Genomic DNA, 16246 nt, shown 5'->3' on the forward strand with positions numbered 1-16246 from the left:
GCGGCCTCTTTATCAGTTGGTGCCGGCCAGCACCCGCTCCAGCGGCTCATGCGCCAGGCCATGAGCCTCGGCCACCGCCCGGTACACCACCTTGCCTGCGTGCACGTTCAGGCCACGGGCCAGGTGCACATCTTCATTCAGCGCCCGGCGCCAGCCCTTGTTGGCCAGATCCAGCACAAACGGCAGAGTGGCGTTGGTCAGTGCCAGGGTGGCGGTACGCGCCACGGCCCCGGGCATGTTGGCCACACAGTAGTGCACCACCCCCTCCACCTCAAAGGTAGGCTGCTGGTGGGTGGTGGGCGTGCTGGTTTCAAAGCAGCCGCCCTGATCGATGGCCACATCCACCAGCACGGCCCCTTTCGGCAGCTTGTTCAGCATGTCGCGGGTGATCAGTTTGGGCGCCGAGGCACCGGGAATGAGCACGGCGCCAATCACCAGATCGGCGCGCTCCAGCTCGGCCTCAATGGCATCGGCGGTGGAATACTGGGTCTTGATGGCCGGACCATACAAGGCATCAAGCTGAGTGAGCCTGGGCAAAGACTTGTCGAAGATGGTCACATCTGCCCCCAGTCCCATGGCCATGCGGGCGGCGTTGATGCCGACCACGCCGCCGCCCAGCACCAGTACCCGGGCCGGAGGCACACCGGGCACGCCGCCCAGCAGTACGCCCCTGCCCCCTTGCGCCTTTTCCAGACAATGAGCGCCGGCCTGCACCGCCATGCGCCCGGCCACCTCGCTCATGGGCGCCAGCAGCGGCAGGCCGCCGTGAGCATCGGTCACGGTTTCATAGGCAATGGCGGTACAGCCCGAAGCCAGCAGACCTTTGGTCTGGGCTTCGTCGGGGGCCAGATGCAGGTAGGTAAACAACACCTGCCCGGGCTTGAGCCGGCGGTATTCCTCGGGTTGCGGCTCCTTGACCTTGACGATCAGCTCGGCCCCGGCAAACAGGGCGGCGGCATCCGCCACCAGCTCGGCCCCGGCGGCGGCGTAGTGATCATCGCCAAACCCCACACCCTCGCCGGCGCCGGTTTGCACCCGCACCCGGTGCCCGGCCCGGATCAGTTCGCGCACACCGGCGGGGGTCATGCCCACCCGGTATTCGTTGTTCTTGATTTCCCTGGGTACTGCGATATCCATGTTCAACCCCTGTGTGCCCTGGTGTTTTGGAGTAGAATGCTGCCCATTACACCGTTGCTGATATGATGAAGTGTCATTTCTTCTGTTATAGAAGCTGGAACGACATTCTGCTTGCGCGCCAATAAAGATTCAATTGTAACCATGGAGAAGACCGCCGTTATGGATATAGGCCACCGCCTCAAAACCATTCGTCTGCAGGCCAAACTGTCCCAGCGAGAGCTGGCCAAACGTTCCGGCGTCACCAACGGCTTTATTTCCCAGGTTGAAAAGAACCAGGTCAGTCCGTCCATCGGCTCGCTGAAAAAACTGCTCGACGGCTTTCCCATGACCCTGGCGGAATTTTTTGCCGAAGAAGAAGGCGCCGGTGCCGGTAAGCCGGTGGTGTACCGGGCCGAGGACCAGCCCGAGCGGGGCACGGGTAATATCAGCTACCGCCTGATTGGCAGTCGCTTTCCCGATCGCCATATCACCCTGCTGCGGGAAACCATGCCCCCCGGCGCCGACACCGGGCCGGAGATGCTCAGCCACCCGGGCCAGGAGTGCGGCGTGGTGATAGACGGCAAGCTGCTGCTGCATGTGGGCGAGCGCCGCTTTGAACTGGGCCCGGGCGACGGCTACTACTTTGACAGTACCGAGCCCCACCGCTTTGTGAACATTGGTGACGACGAGCTGCATATCGTTTCCGCCAGCCAGCCCAAGGCACTTTAAAACGTGGGCGGCGTGGCTGCCGACACCAGCTCGCATACCTCGGTGCCCCGGTTGCGAAAGCGATGGGGCTGGCAAGTGTCGAAATAATAGCCGTCGCCGGCCTTCAGCACCCGGCACTCTTCCCCCACGGTAATTTCGATTTCACCGCTCAGCACCAGGCCGGCTTCTTCCGCCTCATTGCTGAGCATCTCCGGGCCGGTGTCGGCGCCGGGCGGATAGCATTCCCGTAGCAGCGCCAGCTTGCGCTCGCCGGTCAGCGGCCCCACCAGCCACATGGTGACGCCGTTGCTGCCAAATTCCACCAGCTCGCCGGCACGAAAAAACACCTGCCGGCCAGCGCGCCGCTCCAGGCTGAAAAACGCCCCCATGGAAATGGGAAAGCCGTCCAGCACCCGCTTGAGGGTGGCCACCGACGGATTGACCGCCGCCTGCTCTATTTGCGAGATCAGGCTGTTGCTCACCCCGGCCCGCCGGGCCAGCTCCCGCTGGGTCAGGCCATGCTGATCACGCAGCCATTTCAGGCGTTCAGGCAAGTCCATGGCGCTCTCCTCATGCCGCCCGGGCGGCGGCGACTTCCTGGGCCCGGCGTTTTTCCGCCCGGGCCATCAGCCACCAGCCCACAAAGGTCACCAGCGATACGATCAGGATAATGATGGTGGCCAGGGCGTTGATCTTGGGGCTTACTCCCAGGCGCACGCTGGAAAACACCACCATGGGCAGGGTGGTGGCGTTGGGCCCGGATACAAAGCTGGCGATCACCAGATCGTCCAGCGACAGGGTAAAGGCCAGCAGCCAGCCGGCGACAATGGCCGGGGCGATGATCGGCAGGGTGATCACGAAAAACACCTTGAGCGGCCGCGCCCCCAGATCCATGGCGGCTTCCTCCAGGGAGCGATCCAGCTCCCTGAGCCTTGAGCTCACCACCACCGCCACATAGGCGGTGCAGAAGGTCACGTGGGCAATCCAGATGGTGCTCATGCCCCGCTGGGCGGGCCAGCCGATGAGATCGCCCATGGCCACAAACAGCAGCAGCAGCGACAGCCCGGTGATCACCTCGGGCATCACCAGGGGCGCGGTGATCATAAAGGCAAAACCGTTCTCGCCGCGAAAGCGGCCGATGCGGGTGAGCACAAAGCCCGCCACCGTGCCCAGCACCACGGCGGTGCTGGCGGCGAAAAAGGCGATGGTGAGGCTGAGCCCCACCGCCTGCATCATCATGTCGTCGGCCAGCAGCTCGCCATACCACTGGGTGGACCAGCCGGCCCATACCGTCACCAGCCGGGAGCTGTTGAAGGAGTAGACGATCAGCAGCAGCATGGGCGCATACAGAAAGCCAAAGCCCAGCCACAGGATCAACGGCCGCGCCCAGGAGCGGCTGACGGGAATGTTGTTCATGGCTCAGCCCTCCATTTCTCTGCGCTGAATGCGGTGGAACCACATGATCGGCACCATCAGCAGCAACAGCATGACGCTGGCCACCGCCGCCGCCACCGGCCAGTCCCGGTTGTTGAAGAACTCCTGCCACAGCACCCGGCCAATGAGCAGGGTATCGGGGCCGCCCAGCAACTCGGGGATCACGAACTCGCCCACCGCCGGAATAAACACCAGCATGGCGCCGGCGATAATGCCCCCCTTCACCAGGGGCACGATCACCGTAAACAGGGTGGTAAACGGCCGGGCGCCCAGATCCGCCGCCGCCTCCACCAGGGAATAGTCCAGCCGCATCAGCGCGGTATAGAGCGGCAGCACCATAAACGGCAGGTAGGCGTAAACAATGCCGATATAGACGGCGGTGTTGGTATTGAGAATTTGCAGCGGCTCGTCGATGGCGCCCAGCCAGAGCAGGGCATTGTTGAGAAAACCGGTGTTGCCGAGAATGCCCATCCAGGCGTAGACCCGGATCAGAAACGAGGTCCAAGACGGCAAAATCACCAGCATCAGCAGCACGTTGCGGGTGGAGGGTTTGGAGTGCACGATGGCCCAGGCCAGGGGAAAGCCGATCAGCAGGCACAGCAGGGTGGAAATGCCCGCCACCTTGAGGGACTGCAGGTAGGACTGAATGTACAGGCTGTCGCTCAGCAGAAACAGATAGTTGCCGAAATTGAGCACAATCTGCAACTGCTCGTCGACCACACTCAGCACCTCGCTGTAGGGCGGAATGGCCAGGGCCGCCTCCGACAGGCTGATCTTGAACACGATCAGAAAGGGCACCAGGAAAAACAGCAGCAGCCAGCTGTAGGGCAGAGCAATCACCAGCCGCTGGCCGGTGGCGGTTCGAGCCTTTGCCTTCATCGTCACCTCCTAGATCAGCAGCACGGCGCAGCTGTCCGCTTCCCAGCGCAGATACACCTCATCGCCCCAGGTGGGGCTGTTGCGTCTGTGCCGGTCCACATTGGGCAGGGTGGCCAGAATGCGTTTGCCCGAGGGCAGCCGCACATGGTAGATGGACACATCACCGAGATAGGCAATCTCGTCCACGGTGCCGCGCAGCCGGTTGTGGGGCTGTTCCGGCTCCTGCACCGACAGATGCATTTTTTCCGGGCGCACCGCAATCATGATGGGCAGCCCTTCGCCGATGGACACACCATGATTGATGTGCAGCGGCCTGTCCAGATCGGCGCAGCGAATGGTGGCGCTGTCGGCCTCGTTACGCTCCAGCTCCCCTTCAAACAGGTTGACCGAGCCGATGAATTCGGCGCTGAAGCGGCAGTTGGGGTATTCGTAGACGTCGAGTGGCTCACCCACCTGCACCAGCCGGCCCTTGTTCATGATGGCGATGCGCCCGGCCATGGTCATGGCCTCTTCCTGATCGTGGGTCACCATGACGCAGGTGACCCCCACCTTTTCGATGATGTTGACCAGCTCCAGCTGCATCTCTTCCCTGAGTTTCTTGTCGAGCGCGCCCATGGGCTCGTCGAGCAGCAGCAGCTTGGGCCGCTTGGCCAGGCTGCGCGCCAGCGCCACCCGCTGGCGCTGGCCGCCGGAGAGCTGATGGGGTTTGCGTTTGGCGTAGTCCTCCATGTGCACCAGTCTGAGCATTTCCGCCACCCGTTCGGCAATCTCGGCCCTGGGCAGTTTGTCCTGTTTCAGGCCAAAGGCGATATTGGCTTCCACCGTCATATGGGGAAACAGCGCATAGGACTGAAACATCATGTTGATGGGCCGCTCATAGGGCGGCACCTCGGCGATGTCGACGCCGTCGAGAAAGATTTCGCCCCGGCTGGGGGGCTCGAACCCGGCCAGCATGCGCAGCAGGGTCGACTTGCCGCAGCCCGAAGCCCCGAGCAGGGCGAAGATCTCTCCCCGCCGTACCTGCAGGCTGACGTCATCCACCGCCGGCTGGCCATCGTACAGCTTGCTGACCCCGCGTATGTCCAGAAAGGGCGTTTTTTCCGTGCTGACCGGTTGTTGCGGTTCCGGCATACTTGCCTCCGTGTTGCTTGTTCAGCGCAATTCCTTTACAGGCTTTCAAGGCCAGGAGCGGCAGCAGGGATTACCGGATTCGACCGTCAAATGCCAGGGACGGCATTTGCCGAGCGTCCCATGGAAGGGCTTGAAGCGTGTCGAAGAAGGTAACCCTGCTGATGCTCCGGCGCGTGGCAGACCTGCTTATTTGCCGGTCTTCACCCGGGTCCAGGCGCGGGTAATGGCCCGGTTGACCTTTTGCGGCAGCAGCCTGGCGGTATAGAGCTTTTCCGCCACTTCCTGGCTGGGGTAAATGCCCGGATCGTTGAGAATGTCCTTATCCACAAACTCGCTGGCCGCCTTGTTGGGGTTGGCATAGGCCACATAGTTGGAAATGCCGCCGATCACCTCGGGCTTCAGCAGGTAATTGATAAGCTGATGAGCATTGTCCGGATGCCTGGCGTCCTTGGGAATGGTGAGCATGTCCACCCACATCAGCGCGCCTTCCTTCGGAATGCGGTAGGCCACCTTCACGCCCCGCTCCGCCTCGTCGGCCCGGTCCCGCGCCTGCAGAATGTCGCCGGACCAGCCCACCGCCACGCAGATGTCGCCGTTGGCCAGATCGTTGATGTACTTGGAGGAATGAAAATAGGTGATATGGGGCCTGAGCTGCATCATCAGCTCGGTGGCGGGGCCATTGTAGTCGGCCACATTGGTGCTGTTGGGATCCATGCCCTGGTAGTTGAGGGCGGCGGCAAAGATCTCGGTGGGCGCATCGAGAAAGGCCACGCCGCACTGGCTGAGTCTGGCCAGGTTCTCGGGCTTCATCACCAGATCCCAGGAGTCCACCGGAGCGTCTTCTCCCAGCACTTCCTTCACCTTGTCGACGTTAAAGCCAATGCCGGTGGTGCCCCACAGATAGGGCACACCATACCGGTTGCCCGGATCCTTGTCTTCCAGCAACGCCATGATGCGCGGATCGAGATTGCCATAGTTGGTCAGCTTTGACTTGTCCAGCGGCAAAAAGGCCCCGGCCTGGATCTGCCGGCCCATAAAGTCGCCGGTGGGCACCACCACATCAAAGCCGGTGTTGCCGGCGAGCAGCTTGGCTTCCAGCACCTCGTTGGAGTCGAACACATCGTAGGTCACTTCAATGCCGGTCTCCTTGGTGAAGCTGGCCAGGGTGTCTTCGGCAATATAGTCGGACCAGTTGTAGAAATTGACCTGGGCCGGCTCCTCGGCCTGCACGTTCAGGGCCAGGGCCACACCGGCGGCCAGCAGGCCGGCTTTAAACACAGGGTTGTTGCTCATGCTACTTTCCTTGTTGGTTGCTCAGGGTATGAAGGGTCAAATCAAGGGCCCGGCGCGCCTTGTCCACCAGCTCGTCCACCTGCTCACGGCTGATCACCAGCGGCGGTGAAATGATCATGGTGTCGCCCACCGCGCGCATCACCAGCCCCTGCTCAAAACAGTGTTCGCGGCAAACCAGGCCGGCACCGGCGGCCTCGGGAAAACGTGCCAGGGTGGTTTTGTCGGCCACCAGCTCCAGCGCCGCCAGCAGCCCCAGGCCCCGGGTTTCCCCCACCAGGGGATGATCCCCCAGGCTGGCCCAGCGCCGTTGCAGGTAGGGGCCAATATCATCGTGCACCCGCTCGACAATGTGTTCCTGTTTCATCACCTCGATACAGGCCTGGGCCACGGCGCAGGCCACCGGGTGACCGGACCAGGTAAAGCCATGAAAGAACTCGCCGCCGTCGATCAGTCCTTCCGCCACCCTGGCGCCCACCGCCACCGCGCCCAGGGGGATGTAGCCGGAGGTAATGCCCTTGGCCATGCACAGCAGATCCGGCTGCAGGCCGTAATATTCGCTGGCAAACCAGTGACCGGTGCGGCCAAAGCCGCAGATGACTTCGTCCACCACCAGCAGAATGTCGTATTTTCGGCAAATGCGCTGAATTTCCGGCCAGTAGCTGGCGGGGGGAATAATGACGCCGCCGGCGCCCTGAACGGGTTCGCCGATAAAGGCCGCCACCCGCTCGGGGCCGAGCTCGAGAATTTTTTGCTCAAGCTGCCTCGCCCGCGCCAGACCAAACTCATCCGGATCTGTGCCCTGCCCTTCACCAAAGTGATAAGGCTGGTCAATGTGCACCATGTCGGGCAGCGGCAGTCCCCCCTGCGCATGCATCGGCGCCATGCCGCCGAGGGACGCGCCGGCCAGGGTGGAGCCGTGGTAGGCATTGTGCCGGCTGATGATCACCCGGCGCTCGGGCCGGCCCTGCTGGGCCCAGAAATGACGCACCATGCGCACGACGGTGTCGTTGCACTCGGAGCCGGAGCCGGTAAAAAACAGCTGCTGCAGCTCGCCGGGCAGCAGCCCGGCCAGGGTGGCGGCAAGCGTGGCCGCCGGCGGATGGGTGGTCTGGAAAAACAGGTTGTAATAGGGCAACTGCTGCAACTGTGCATGAGCGGCCTCTATCAGCTCCTGCCGGCCGTAACCCAGGTTCACGCACCAGAGCCCGGCCATGCCGTCGAGAATGCGCCGGCCGGCGGCGTCCCACAGATAAACCCCTTCACCCCGCTCGATCACCCGGGCGCCCTTTTGCCGCAGCGCCCGGCTGTCGGTAAAGGGATGCAGATGATGGGCCGCATCCAGCCGTTGCACCGCTCCCTTGTTCAACTCCGGCATGGTCAACTCCCTGTCGACATGGTGGTTGAGTTACACGTTCAGCAGCAGAAACTCCCGTTCCCAGGCGCTGATCACCGTGAAAAAGGCTTCATATTCCTTGCGCTTGACCGCGATAAAGGCGCGCACAAAGCGCGGCCCCAGCATCTCGCGCAGCTCCTCGCACTGCTCCAGCTCCAGCAGGGCTTCTTCCAGGCTGCGGGCCAGGCCAAAGGGCATGTCGTAGGCATTGCCCTCCACCTCGTCAGTGGGCGCTATGCCCTGCTTCATGCCCAGGTAACCACAGGCCAGGCTGGCCGCCAGCGCCAGGTAGGGGTTGGCGTCGGCGCCGGCAAAACGGTTTTCAATACGCCGGTCCGCCGGGCCCGAACGCGGCACCCTCAGCCCCACGGTGCGGTTGTCTTCCCCCCAGGCCATATTGCGCGGCGCCGAATCGCCAAAGGCCAGCCGGCGGTAGGAATTGACGTTGGGGGCAAACAGCGCCACCGCACTGGGAATATAGCGCTGCATGCCGCCGATATAGTGCAGGAACAGTTCGCTGTGGCTGCCGTCCGGGTTGGCAAACAGGTTGTTGCCGTCGGCGTCCACCAGGCTCTGGTGAATGTGCATGGCACTGCCCGGTTCGTTTTTCATGGGCTTGGCCATAAAGGTGGCGTACACATTGTGGCGCATGGCCGCCTCGCGCATGGTGCGCTTGAACAGAAACACCTGATCCGCCAGATCCAGGGCATCGCCGTGAATGAAGTTCACCTCCATCTGGGCAGCACCCGACTCGTGGATCAGAGTGTCCACCTCCAGCTCCTGGGCCTCGCAGAAGTCGTACATTTCCTCAAAGATGGGATCGAACTCGTTGACCGCATCAATGCTGAACGACTGACGGGCGGTTTCCGGCCGGCCGTTGCGGCCGATGGGCGGCTCCAGCGGGTAATCCCAGTCCTCGTTTTTCTTCACCAGAAAGAATTCCAGCTCCGGTGCCACCACCGGGCGCCAGCCTTCCCGTTCATAAAGTTTCAATACCCGACGCAGCACGCTGCGCGGGGCGATTTCCACCGGCTCACCGTCGGCGTTGAAGCAGTCGTGGATCACCTGGGCGGTGGGCTCGCTGGCCCAGGGCACCAGCCGGGGAGTGTTGATGTCGGCGTGCAGCTCCATGTCGCGCTCGGTCCAGTCGATGCTCTCGTCATCGGGCCAGTCGCCGTTCACGGTCTGCAGAAAGATATTGTCGGGCAGGCGCATGCCGCCTTCCTTCAGAAACTTGCTGGCGGGCAGTATCTTGCCCCGGGCATTGCCGGTAAAGTCGGGCAACAGGCATTCCACTTCGGTAATGGCATGCCGCTGCATCCACTGACGCAGCCACTCCATATCGCGATTTTCAGGATCTTGAACACTCATAGTGAAGCTCTGGGTGAAAAACACACTCGTCAGCATAGTCCATATTGGTGTAAAAGTATGCTAGACATAGACATAGCCAACGAGCAAGTAAAAAGATTGTTTTAATAAGTGTTAATTTACCGGCATTATTATTTAACAAAATTTCGTAAATATTAAACAGCCGTGCTTTCACCCGGCGTTAAGGAAAACCCCATGCACAAGGCCCGAGACACCGCCAAAAGTCCCGCCGACGCGCCCTGGTCGGCCTTTCAGTCCATCGATCTCATGCTGTGCGACATCAACGGCGTGATCCGCGGCAAACGCATTCAGACCAGCGCCTTTGCCAAGGCGCTGGAGCAGGGCGTCAGCCTGCCCGCCTCGGTGTTTGCCCTCGACATTACCGGCCAGACGGTGGAGGAAACCGGCATGGGCCTGGCCCAGGGCGACAGCGATCGGGTATGCCGGCTGCTGCCCCATACCCTGGCGCCGGTGCCCTGGCACAAGATCCCCTCCGGGCAGATCCTGATGACCATGGAAGATCTCGATGGCAGCCCGTTTTTCGCCGATCCGCGCCATGTGCTGCAGGGCGTACTTACCCGGCTCAAGGAAAAGGGGCTGCACCCCTGCGTGGCGGTGGAGCTGGAGTTTTATCTGGTGGATCAGAAGGAAGGCGCCGACGGCCTGCCGCAGCCGCCCATACTGCCCGGCACCGACGAGCGCATGCACGACACTCAGGTGTATTCCCTGGACGATCTCGACAGCTGGGAGGACTTTCTGGTGCAGGTGGCCGAGGTATGCAAACTGCAGCACATTCCCGCCGACAACGCCGTGGCCGAATACGCCCCGGGCCAGTTTGAAATCAACCTCACCCATCAGCACGATGCCGTGGCCGCCTGCGATCAGGCCATTCTGCTCAAGCGGGCGATCAAGGCCATTGCCATCAAGCAGGGCATGTACGCCACCTTTATGGCCAAGCCCTACAACGGCCAGGCCGGCTCCGGTATGCATATTCATGTGAGCCTGCTCGACGACGACGGCAACAATGTGTTTGCCGGCGATCACGAGCTGCTGCGCCAGGCCATTGCCGGCACTCTCAGCATGCTGCCCGAGTCGATGGCGCTGTTTGCTCCCAACGCCAACTCCTACCGCCGGCTGCAGCCGCATATGTTTGTGCCCCTGCACGCCAGCTGGGGCTTTGACAACCGCACCGTGGCGGTGCGCATCCCGTCCGGCGACCCCGCCAATACCCGGCTGGAGCACCGGGTAGCCGGGGCCGATGCCAACCCCTATCTGGTGGTGGCGGCCATTCTCGCCGCGGTGGATTACGGTCTGACCGAGCAGCTGCATCCGCCCGCGCCCATTCAGGGCGATGCCAACAAGCTGGACCTGCCGCTGCTGCCCTATCGCTGGCAAAATGCCCTCGACCGTTTTGCCCAGTCGCACCGGCTGTCGCAATACCTGGGCAAGGAGTTTCACCGGGCCTACCTTATCAACAAGCGCTTTGAGCTGGCCGAATTCGATCAGCACGTAACCCCGCTGGAGTACCAGTGGTATCAGCACCTGGTTTAAGATCTCTTGACCTTTTGAGGAGCCTTTATGCAGCCACACGCCGATTCCTATTACGCCGCCTCCGCCCACCCGGCCCCCGCTCATCCCGCCCTGCACGAAAATCTGGAAGCGGACGTGTGCATTGTGGGCGCCGGCATCACCGGCTGTGCCGCGGCACTCAATCTGGCGGAGCGGGGTTACAGCGTGGCGGTGCTGGAGAGCCGGCGAGTGGGCTGGGGCGCCTCGGGGCGCAGCGGCGGTCAGATGATTTTCGGCTATGCCTGCGAGCAGGCCACCCTTAAAAGGCTGGTGGGCGACACCGTCAGCCGGCAGCTGTGGGACATTTCGGTGGAAGCCCTCACGCAAATGCGCCGGCGCATCGACCAGCACCACATTCAGTGCGATCTGGCCGACGGTCACCTGCATGCGGCGGTCAAACCCCGCCACATGAAGGAGCTGGAGCACTGGGCCGACAGCCTGCGCAAGGATTATGGCTACGACTCTCTGGAAATGTGGAGCAAGGAGCAGGTTCGTGAGCAGATGAGCAGCGAGGCGTATCTCGGCGGCCTCTACGATGCCGCCAGCGGCCATGTGCATCCGCTCAACTACACCCTGGGGCTGGCGCAAGCCGCCGCCGAGGCCGGCGCGCGGTTTTTTGAATACACCCCCGCCACCCGCATTGAACAGGGTGAGCACCCGGTGGTGCACACCCCTCACGGCGTGGTGCGCTGCCGTCACCTGCTGCTGTGCGGCAACGCCTACCTTGACGGCATCGCCCCCGATATCGAGCGCAAGATCATGCCGGTGGGCACCTATATTACCGCCACCGAGCCACTGGGTAAGGAACGGGCCGAGTCATTGATTGCCAACAACATGGCGGTGGCCGACATCAACTTTGTGCTCGACTATTTTCGCCTGAGTGCCGACCACCGGCTGCTGTTCGGCGGCCGGGTCAGTTACTCGGGTCTGGATCCGGTGAACCTGGCGGCGTCCATGGGCACGCGCCTACGCCATGTGTTTCCGCAACTGGACGGGGTCAAACAGCAATACACCTGGGGCGGCTATGTGGGCATTACCATGAACCGGGCCCCCCACTTTGGCCGGCTGAACGGCAATGTGTATTTTGCCCAGGGGTTCTCCGGCCACGGCATGGCCCTCACCGGCATGGCCGGCAGCCTGATGGCCGACGCCATCGCCGGCAGTGCCGAGCGTTTTGATCTGTTTTCCCGTATTCCCCACCACGACTTTCCCGGCGGCCGGCTGCTGCGCACCCCGGCGCTGGTGCTGGCCATGGCCTGGTACCGGCTGCGGGATCTGTTGTAAAAATGAGCGGAATATGCTCCAGTGAAGGCGGTAACAGGGAGGCGGCTCAATGGAGCAACTGGAGTTTTTTGATGTCCCCAGCCCCTGCATCGGCGTCTGCCAGGTCAACAACCGGGGCTACTGCAAGGGCTGCTTTCGCAGCCGGGAAGAGCGCTTTAACTGGCTCAAGTTCACTCCCGCCCAGCGCCGGGAGGTGATCCGCCTGTGCCAGGATCGCAAGCGCCGGGTGCTGGCCGCCGCCCGTAAAAAACAACTGGAGCTGGAGCTTGAACAGCAGCCGGTACCGCCGCAGGATTCCCTGCCGCTGTAATAGCTCCGCTCGCTTTGCCACGACACCTTATTCACTCTCCTCTCTGTCTATCCCCGGCCCGGGGCTGACAGCCCCCAGCTCCAGTTCGGTGATCCGGCGTCGAAACAGGCTGACCAGGCGCTCCGCTCCCAGGTTCAGCGGTACTCCCCTGAGGGTCAGCAAGCCCAGCGCGTGAGCCGGAAACCTGGGCAGGGAATCAAAACAGGACAGGCCACCACCGGACAGTGGATCCTCAAAATAAACCCGCGGGCCAAAACCCACCAGATCGGTCCGGCGAATAAGCTCCACCATCAGCAAGGGGGAGTCACAATGCACAATGCGCTGTGACAGCGTCGCTCCCTGTGTATCAAGCCAGTTCACCAGCTGCTGGGCCGAACTGCCGGTGGCCAGGTTCAGCACCCAGCGGGCATCCGCCATCTGTGACCAGTCGGTCGCGGCCAGTAACGGATGCCCTTCCCGCGCCACCGGCTCGGAAAAGATACGAGTCAGGGGCTCGAACAGGATCTCATAAGGCAACTGTTCCGGCTCGGCCACGGCAATGGCAAAGTCGAGCTGTCCTTCCAGCAGACCGGGCAATACCGTGGTCAGCATACCTTCCACAAACCGCAGACTCACATCCGGAAATTCTCGCTCAAACTCGCTCAATACCGCTGGCAGAGCGGTCGAGGCAACGGCCGTGGTTACGGCGGCGGTGACCTTGAGCCCGGCCCCTCCCCGCAGCCAGCGAATTTCATCGCGCGCCCTGTCCAGGGTTGACAAGGCCAGGCGTGCCCGGGTCAGCAAGGTCTGGCCCGCGGGGGTAAATTCAACCCCCCGGTAGCTGCGGATCAGCAGCTGAGTGCCCAGATCGGCCTCCAGCTCCCGCAGCGCCTTGGTCAGCGCACTCTGGCTCAGATGCAGGGAGCGGGCCGCTCCGCGAATAGAGCCTTCTTCGGCCACCTTAACCAGCGCCCTGAGCTGATGATCTTTCATATCACATGATTACCAAAAGTTGTCACCAGGCAAAATTTTCTGCCTTTTCACTATCGCTGATGGCTGACACTATTTCCCGCCGCCGCAGAAACCACCAGTCAGGGAGTATTATGACGACAGTGAACATCGACATCAAACCAGACCTCGACCAGATGAAAGCCTGGCGCCGCCAGATCCATCAGCACCCGGAGCTGGGGTTTGAGGAGTTCTCCACCAGCCAGCTGGTGGCCGATCGCCTCAGGACCTGGGGCTACGAGGTGCATACCGGCATTGCCGTCACCGGCGTGGTGGGGGTGCTGCGCTGGGGTGACGGCACTGGCCTTCGCCTGGGCCTGCGTGCCGACATGGATGCCCTGCCCATTCAGGAAGCCACCGGCCTGCCCTGGGCCAGCCAGGTGGATGGCAAAATGCATGCCTGTGGTCACGACGGCCACACCGCCATCCTGCTGGGCGTGGCCGAAGCCATGTCCCGCCGCCAGCGGGAGCAGGGACTGACCGGCAGCGGCACCCTGACCCTGATTTTTCAGCCGGCCGAGGAGCTGGGCGGCGGCGGCGGTGCCCAGCGCATGCTCGACGAAGGCCTGTTCGAACGCTTCCCCTGTGATGCGCTCTTTGCTCTGCACAACTTTCCCGGTGTGCCCGTGGGCAGGCTGTGCTTTCGCGAAGGCGCCTTTATGGCGTCCTCGGATACCGCCAGACTGACCTTTATCGGCAAGGGCGGCCATGGTGCCCTGCCCCAGCTGTCCCAGGATCCCACCCTGCCGGCGGCCGCCACCGTGCTGGCCCTGCAGAGCATAGTGGGCCGCAATGTGGATCCCAACCAGGTCGCGGTGATCAGCGTCGGCAAAATGCAGGCGGGCAGCGCCGCCAACGTGATCCCCAACACCGCCGAGCTGGAGCTCAGCATCCGCACCCTGGATCCCGCCGTGCGCGACACCCTGGAGCGCCGTGTCCGCACCCTGGCCCAGGCTCAGGCTGCGGCCTTCGACTGCCAGTGCGACATTGACTACCAGCGCGGCTACCCGGTACTGATGAACGATCCGGCCATGACCCGGCTGGCGGTGGACACCGCCCGGGAGCAGTTCGGTGACGACAGTGTCGAGGCCCCCACCGCCCCACTGACCGGCAGCGAAGACTGCGCCTACTTTCTGGAGCAGGTGCCCGGCTGTTACTTCCTGGTCGGCAATGGCGACAACGGCCACCAGGCCGGTGCCCGGCTGGGACCCTGCAGCCTGCACAACCCCCATTACGACTTCAACGACGACTGCATGGAGACCGCCGCCACCTTTCTGGTGAACCTGGTCGCCCGTTACTTCGGCCAGCCCGCGCAGCCCTGACGTGCGTCCTCCGTTGCCAGCGATTTCATCTTCAAGGAGAGACATATGAACCAGTCCCACCCCCGTGCCGGGAGCGATAAAAAGCAACGCAGGTGGTTTCACGAGTTTCCCGATCCCATGGTGTTGATCTTCATGGTGCTGGTCGGGGTCTACCTGCTGACCTTTATCATTCCCGCCGGCGAGTTCGCCCGGGAAGTGATCGATGGCAAAAGCCGGGTGATCCCCGATACCTTCGCGTATCTGACCGGGGTGGAGCCGCTGCCCTTTTTTGACCTGTTCCTGGCCATTCCCCAGGGCATGATCAATGCCGCCCCCTTCCTGTTTATCGTGTTTATCGCCGGTGGCCTTTTTCATGTGCTGCAGAGCACGGGGGCGCTGGAAAACATGATCGGCGTGGCCGCCAACAAGGTGGGCGCCAGCAACAGCACCAAAAGCCGTAACCTGATCATCGTGCTGGGTACCTTTATCTACGGTTTCTTCGGCGTGGCCGTGGGGGGTGAAAACAACATCGCCCTGGTGCCCCTGGGCGTGCTGGTGGCGGCGGCGGTGGGCTGCTCCCGGCTGGTGGGCGTCACCATGGCGGTGGGCGGCATCGGCATCGGCTTTGCCCTGTCCCCCATCAGCCCCTATACCGTGGGCATAGCCCAGAGCATTGGCGAGCTGCCGCTGTTCTCAGGCTGGGGCCTGCGTCTGTTGATGGTGCTGGGCTCGCTGAGTATGCTGGCGGCCTATATCTGCCTGCGCGTGGTCAAGATGGAGTTTCATGACGAGCAGCCGGTGGAAATGAGCAAGGCACTGCATGAATACCGGTTGTCTCGCCAGGATCTGACCATTCTCGGCATCTTTCTGATCGGCCTGATCAGCCTGCTGACGGGGATCTTCACCCGCGGCTGGTACATCACGGAAATTTCCGCCGTCTTTCTGATCATGGCCATCGTCATCGGCCTGGCGGCGGGCATGAGCGCCAACCAGCTGGTCAAGCGCATGATGGAAGGGGCCTCCTCGGTCACCTCGGGCGCGCTGGTGATTGGCCTGGCGGCCTCAATTCCGGTGATTCTGCAGGACGCCCGGGTGATTGACACCATCGTCAAGTCCCTGAGCTCGGTACTGGAAGGCATGCCCGTGGCCCTGGCCGCCGTGCTGACCAGCATTATTCAGGGCATCATCAACCTGTTTATTCCCAGCGGCTCGGCCCAGGCCCTGATCACCATGCCAATACTGATCCCGCTGGCGGATCTGATCGGCATGAGCCGGCAGCTGATGGTCTCGGCCTTCCAGATCGGCGATGGTCTGACCAACCTGTTCATTCCCACCGCCGGCGGCATCCTGGCCATGCTGGCACTGGGGCGGGTGTCCTACGCCCAGTGGCTGCCGGTGATCGTGCCCATCATGGTGCCCATTTATGCCTTCTGCTGGGTTTTGATGGTGATTGCCGCCCACCTGGGTTACTGA

Annotated in this window: 15 protein-coding genes; 6 read left to right on the top strand and 9 right to left on the bottom strand. The window is 62.6% G+C overall.

The genetic code is table 11. The annotated features are described in order from the left end of the window. Window positions 1-12 precede the first annotated feature (12 nt). The gene (ald, locus tag PU634_RS09125; protein ID WP_306760495.1) at window positions 13-1137 is read right to left on the bottom strand and encodes an alanine dehydrogenase; all 1125 of its coding nucleotides are present in this window, start codon (window positions 1135-1137) and stop codon (window positions 13-15) included. Window positions 1138-1296: 159 nt separating this feature from the next. On the opposite strand from ald, the gene PU634_RS09130 reads away from it, so the two are divergent. Next, the gene (locus PU634_RS09130) at window positions 1297-1845 is read left to right on the top strand and encodes a cupin domain-containing protein (protein ID WP_306760496.1); all 549 of its coding nucleotides are present in this window, start codon (window positions 1297-1299) and stop codon (window positions 1843-1845) included. On the opposite strand, the gene PU634_RS09135 is transcribed toward PU634_RS09130, so the two are convergent. The 7 genes from PU634_RS09135 to PU634_RS09165 form a co-directional block, all read right to left on the bottom strand. Next, the gene (locus tag PU634_RS09135) at window positions 1842-2384 is read right to left on the bottom strand and encodes a cupin domain-containing protein (protein ID WP_306760497.1); all 543 of its coding nucleotides are present in this window, start codon (window positions 2382-2384) and stop codon (window positions 1842-1844) included. The two genes, PU634_RS09130 and PU634_RS09135, sit on opposite strands and share 4 nt — an antisense overlap. A gap of 10 nt (window positions 2385-2394) precedes the next feature. After that, complete coding sequence (gene potI, locus PU634_RS09140) at window positions 2395-3240, bottom strand: putrescine ABC transporter permease PotI (RefSeq protein WP_306760498.1); 846 nt, start codon at window positions 3238-3240, stop codon at window positions 2395-2397. A gap of 3 nt (window positions 3241-3243) precedes the next feature. Next, window positions 3244-4137: a putrescine ABC transporter permease PotH gene (gene potH / locus PU634_RS09145; RefSeq protein ID WP_306760499.1), complete on the bottom strand. Its 894-nt coding sequence runs from the start codon at window positions 4135-4137 to the stop codon at window positions 3244-3246. A 9-nt stretch (window positions 4138-4146) separates the two neighbouring features. Then, a complete protein-coding gene (potG, locus tag PU634_RS09150; RefSeq protein WP_306760500.1) occupies window positions 4147-5268 on the bottom strand; it encodes a putrescine ABC transporter ATP-binding subunit PotG in 1122 nt (373 codons plus the stop codon). 186 nt (window positions 5269-5454) lie between these two features. Then, entirely contained in the window at window positions 5455-6561 is a 1107-nt protein-coding gene (locus PU634_RS09155) for an extracellular solute-binding protein (RefSeq protein ID WP_306760501.1), read from the bottom strand. A gap of 1 nt (window position 6562) precedes the next feature. Beyond that, entirely contained in the window at window positions 6563-7936 is a 1374-nt protein-coding gene (locus tag PU634_RS09160) for an aspartate aminotransferase family protein (RefSeq protein WP_306760502.1), read from the bottom strand. A gap of 30 nt (window positions 7937-7966) precedes the next feature. Next, window positions 7967-9325: a glutamine synthetase family protein gene (locus PU634_RS09165; protein ID WP_371319593.1), complete on the bottom strand. Its 1359-nt coding sequence runs from the start codon at window positions 9323-9325 to the stop codon at window positions 7967-7969. Between the two features lie 192 nt (window positions 9326-9517). Between PU634_RS09165 and PU634_RS09170 the strand changes: the two genes are divergently transcribed. From PU634_RS09170 to PU634_RS09180, 3 genes are read left to right on the top strand one after another with little or no spacing between them, the layout of a single operon-like run. Next, on the top strand, window positions 9518-10873 hold the full coding sequence (locus PU634_RS09170; protein WP_306760503.1) for a glutamine synthetase family protein: 1356 nt from the start codon (window positions 9518-9520) through the stop codon (window positions 10871-10873). A gap of 27 nt (window positions 10874-10900) precedes the next feature. Continuing rightward, window positions 10901-12175: an NAD(P)/FAD-dependent oxidoreductase gene (locus PU634_RS09175; RefSeq protein WP_306760504.1), complete on the top strand. Its 1275-nt coding sequence runs from the start codon at window positions 10901-10903 to the stop codon at window positions 12173-12175. A gap of 49 nt (window positions 12176-12224) precedes the next feature. Further along, complete coding sequence (locus PU634_RS09180) at window positions 12225-12485, top strand: DUF1289 domain-containing protein (RefSeq protein ID WP_306760505.1); 261 nt, start codon at window positions 12225-12227, stop codon at window positions 12483-12485. A 27-nt stretch (window positions 12486-12512) separates the two neighbouring features. Here the strand turns inward: PU634_RS09180 and PU634_RS09185 are convergent, their stop codons facing one another. After that, window positions 12513-13457 carry a LysR substrate-binding domain-containing protein gene (locus PU634_RS09185; protein ID WP_306760506.1) on the bottom strand — a complete coding sequence of 315 codons (945 nt, stop codon included), beginning with the start codon at window positions 13455-13457 and terminating at the stop codon, window positions 12513-12515. Between the two features lie 110 nt (window positions 13458-13567). On the opposite strand from PU634_RS09185, the gene PU634_RS09190 reads away from it, so the two are divergent. Further along, window positions 13568-14794, top strand: coding sequence for a M20 aminoacylase family protein (locus PU634_RS09190; RefSeq protein WP_306760507.1), 1227 nt, complete (start codon window positions 13568-13570; stop codon window positions 14792-14794). Between the two features lie 45 nt (window positions 14795-14839). Next, entirely contained in the window at window positions 14840-16246 is a 1407-nt protein-coding gene (locus PU634_RS09195) for a YfcC family protein (RefSeq protein WP_306760508.1), read from the top strand.

Origin of the sequence: Oceanimonas pelagia (assembly GCF_030849025.1) — a bacterium.
Lineage (GTDB): Bacteria > Pseudomonadota > Gammaproteobacteria > Enterobacterales > Aeromonadaceae > Oceanimonas > Oceanimonas pelagia.

Bases quoted from the DNA above. Each gene is read 5' to 3' on its own strand.
- PU634_RS09130 (WP_306760496.1), top strand. From the start codon at position 1,297: ATGGATATAGGCCACCGCCTCAAAACCATTCGTCTGCAGGCCAAACTG.
- PU634_RS09180 (WP_306760505.1), top strand. From the start codon at position 12,225: ATGGAGCAACTGGAGTTTTTTGATGTCCCCAGCCCCTGCATCGGCGTC.
- PU634_RS09135 (WP_306760497.1), bottom strand. From the start codon at position 2,384: ATGGACTTGCCTGAACGCCTGAAATGGCTGCGTGATCAGCATGGCCTG.
- PU634_RS09155 (WP_306760501.1), bottom strand. From the start codon at position 6,561: ATGAGCAACAACCCTGTGTTTAAAGCCGGCCTGCTGGCCGCCGGTGTG.
- ald (WP_306760495.1), bottom strand. From the start codon at position 1,137: ATGGATATCGCAGTACCCAGGGAAATCAAGAACAACGAATACCGGGTG.
- PU634_RS09195 (WP_306760508.1), top strand. From the start codon at position 14,840: ATGAACCAGTCCCACCCCCGTGCCGGGAGCGATAAAAAGCAACGCAGG.
- PU634_RS09160 (WP_306760502.1), bottom strand. From the start codon at position 7,936: ATGCCGGAGTTGAACAAGGGAGCGGTGCAACGGCTGGATGCGGCCCAT.
- PU634_RS09175 (WP_306760504.1), top strand. From the start codon at position 10,901: ATGCAGCCACACGCCGATTCCTATTACGCCGCCTCCGCCCACCCGGCC.
- potI (WP_306760498.1), bottom strand. From the start codon at position 3,240: ATGAACAACATTCCCGTCAGCCGCTCCTGGGCGCGGCCGTTGATCCTG.
- PU634_RS09170 (WP_306760503.1), top strand. From the start codon at position 9,518: ATGCACAAGGCCCGAGACACCGCCAAAAGTCCCGCCGACGCGCCCTGG.
- PU634_RS09185 (WP_306760506.1), bottom strand. From the start codon at position 13,457: ATGAAAGATCATCAGCTCAGGGCGCTGGTTAAGGTGGCCGAAGAAGGC.
- potH (WP_306760499.1), bottom strand. From the start codon at position 4,137: ATGAAGGCAAAGGCTCGAACCGCCACCGGCCAGCGGCTGGTGATTGCT.
- PU634_RS09165 (WP_371319593.1), bottom strand. From the start codon at position 9,325: ATGAGTGTTCAAGATCCTGAAAATCGCGATATGGAGTGGCTGCGTCAG.
- potG (WP_306760500.1), bottom strand. From the start codon at position 5,268: ATGCCGGAACCGCAACAACCGGTCAGCACGGAAAAAACGCCCTTTCTG.
- PU634_RS09190 (WP_306760507.1), top strand. From the start codon at position 13,568: ATGACGACAGTGAACATCGACATCAAACCAGACCTCGACCAGATGAAA.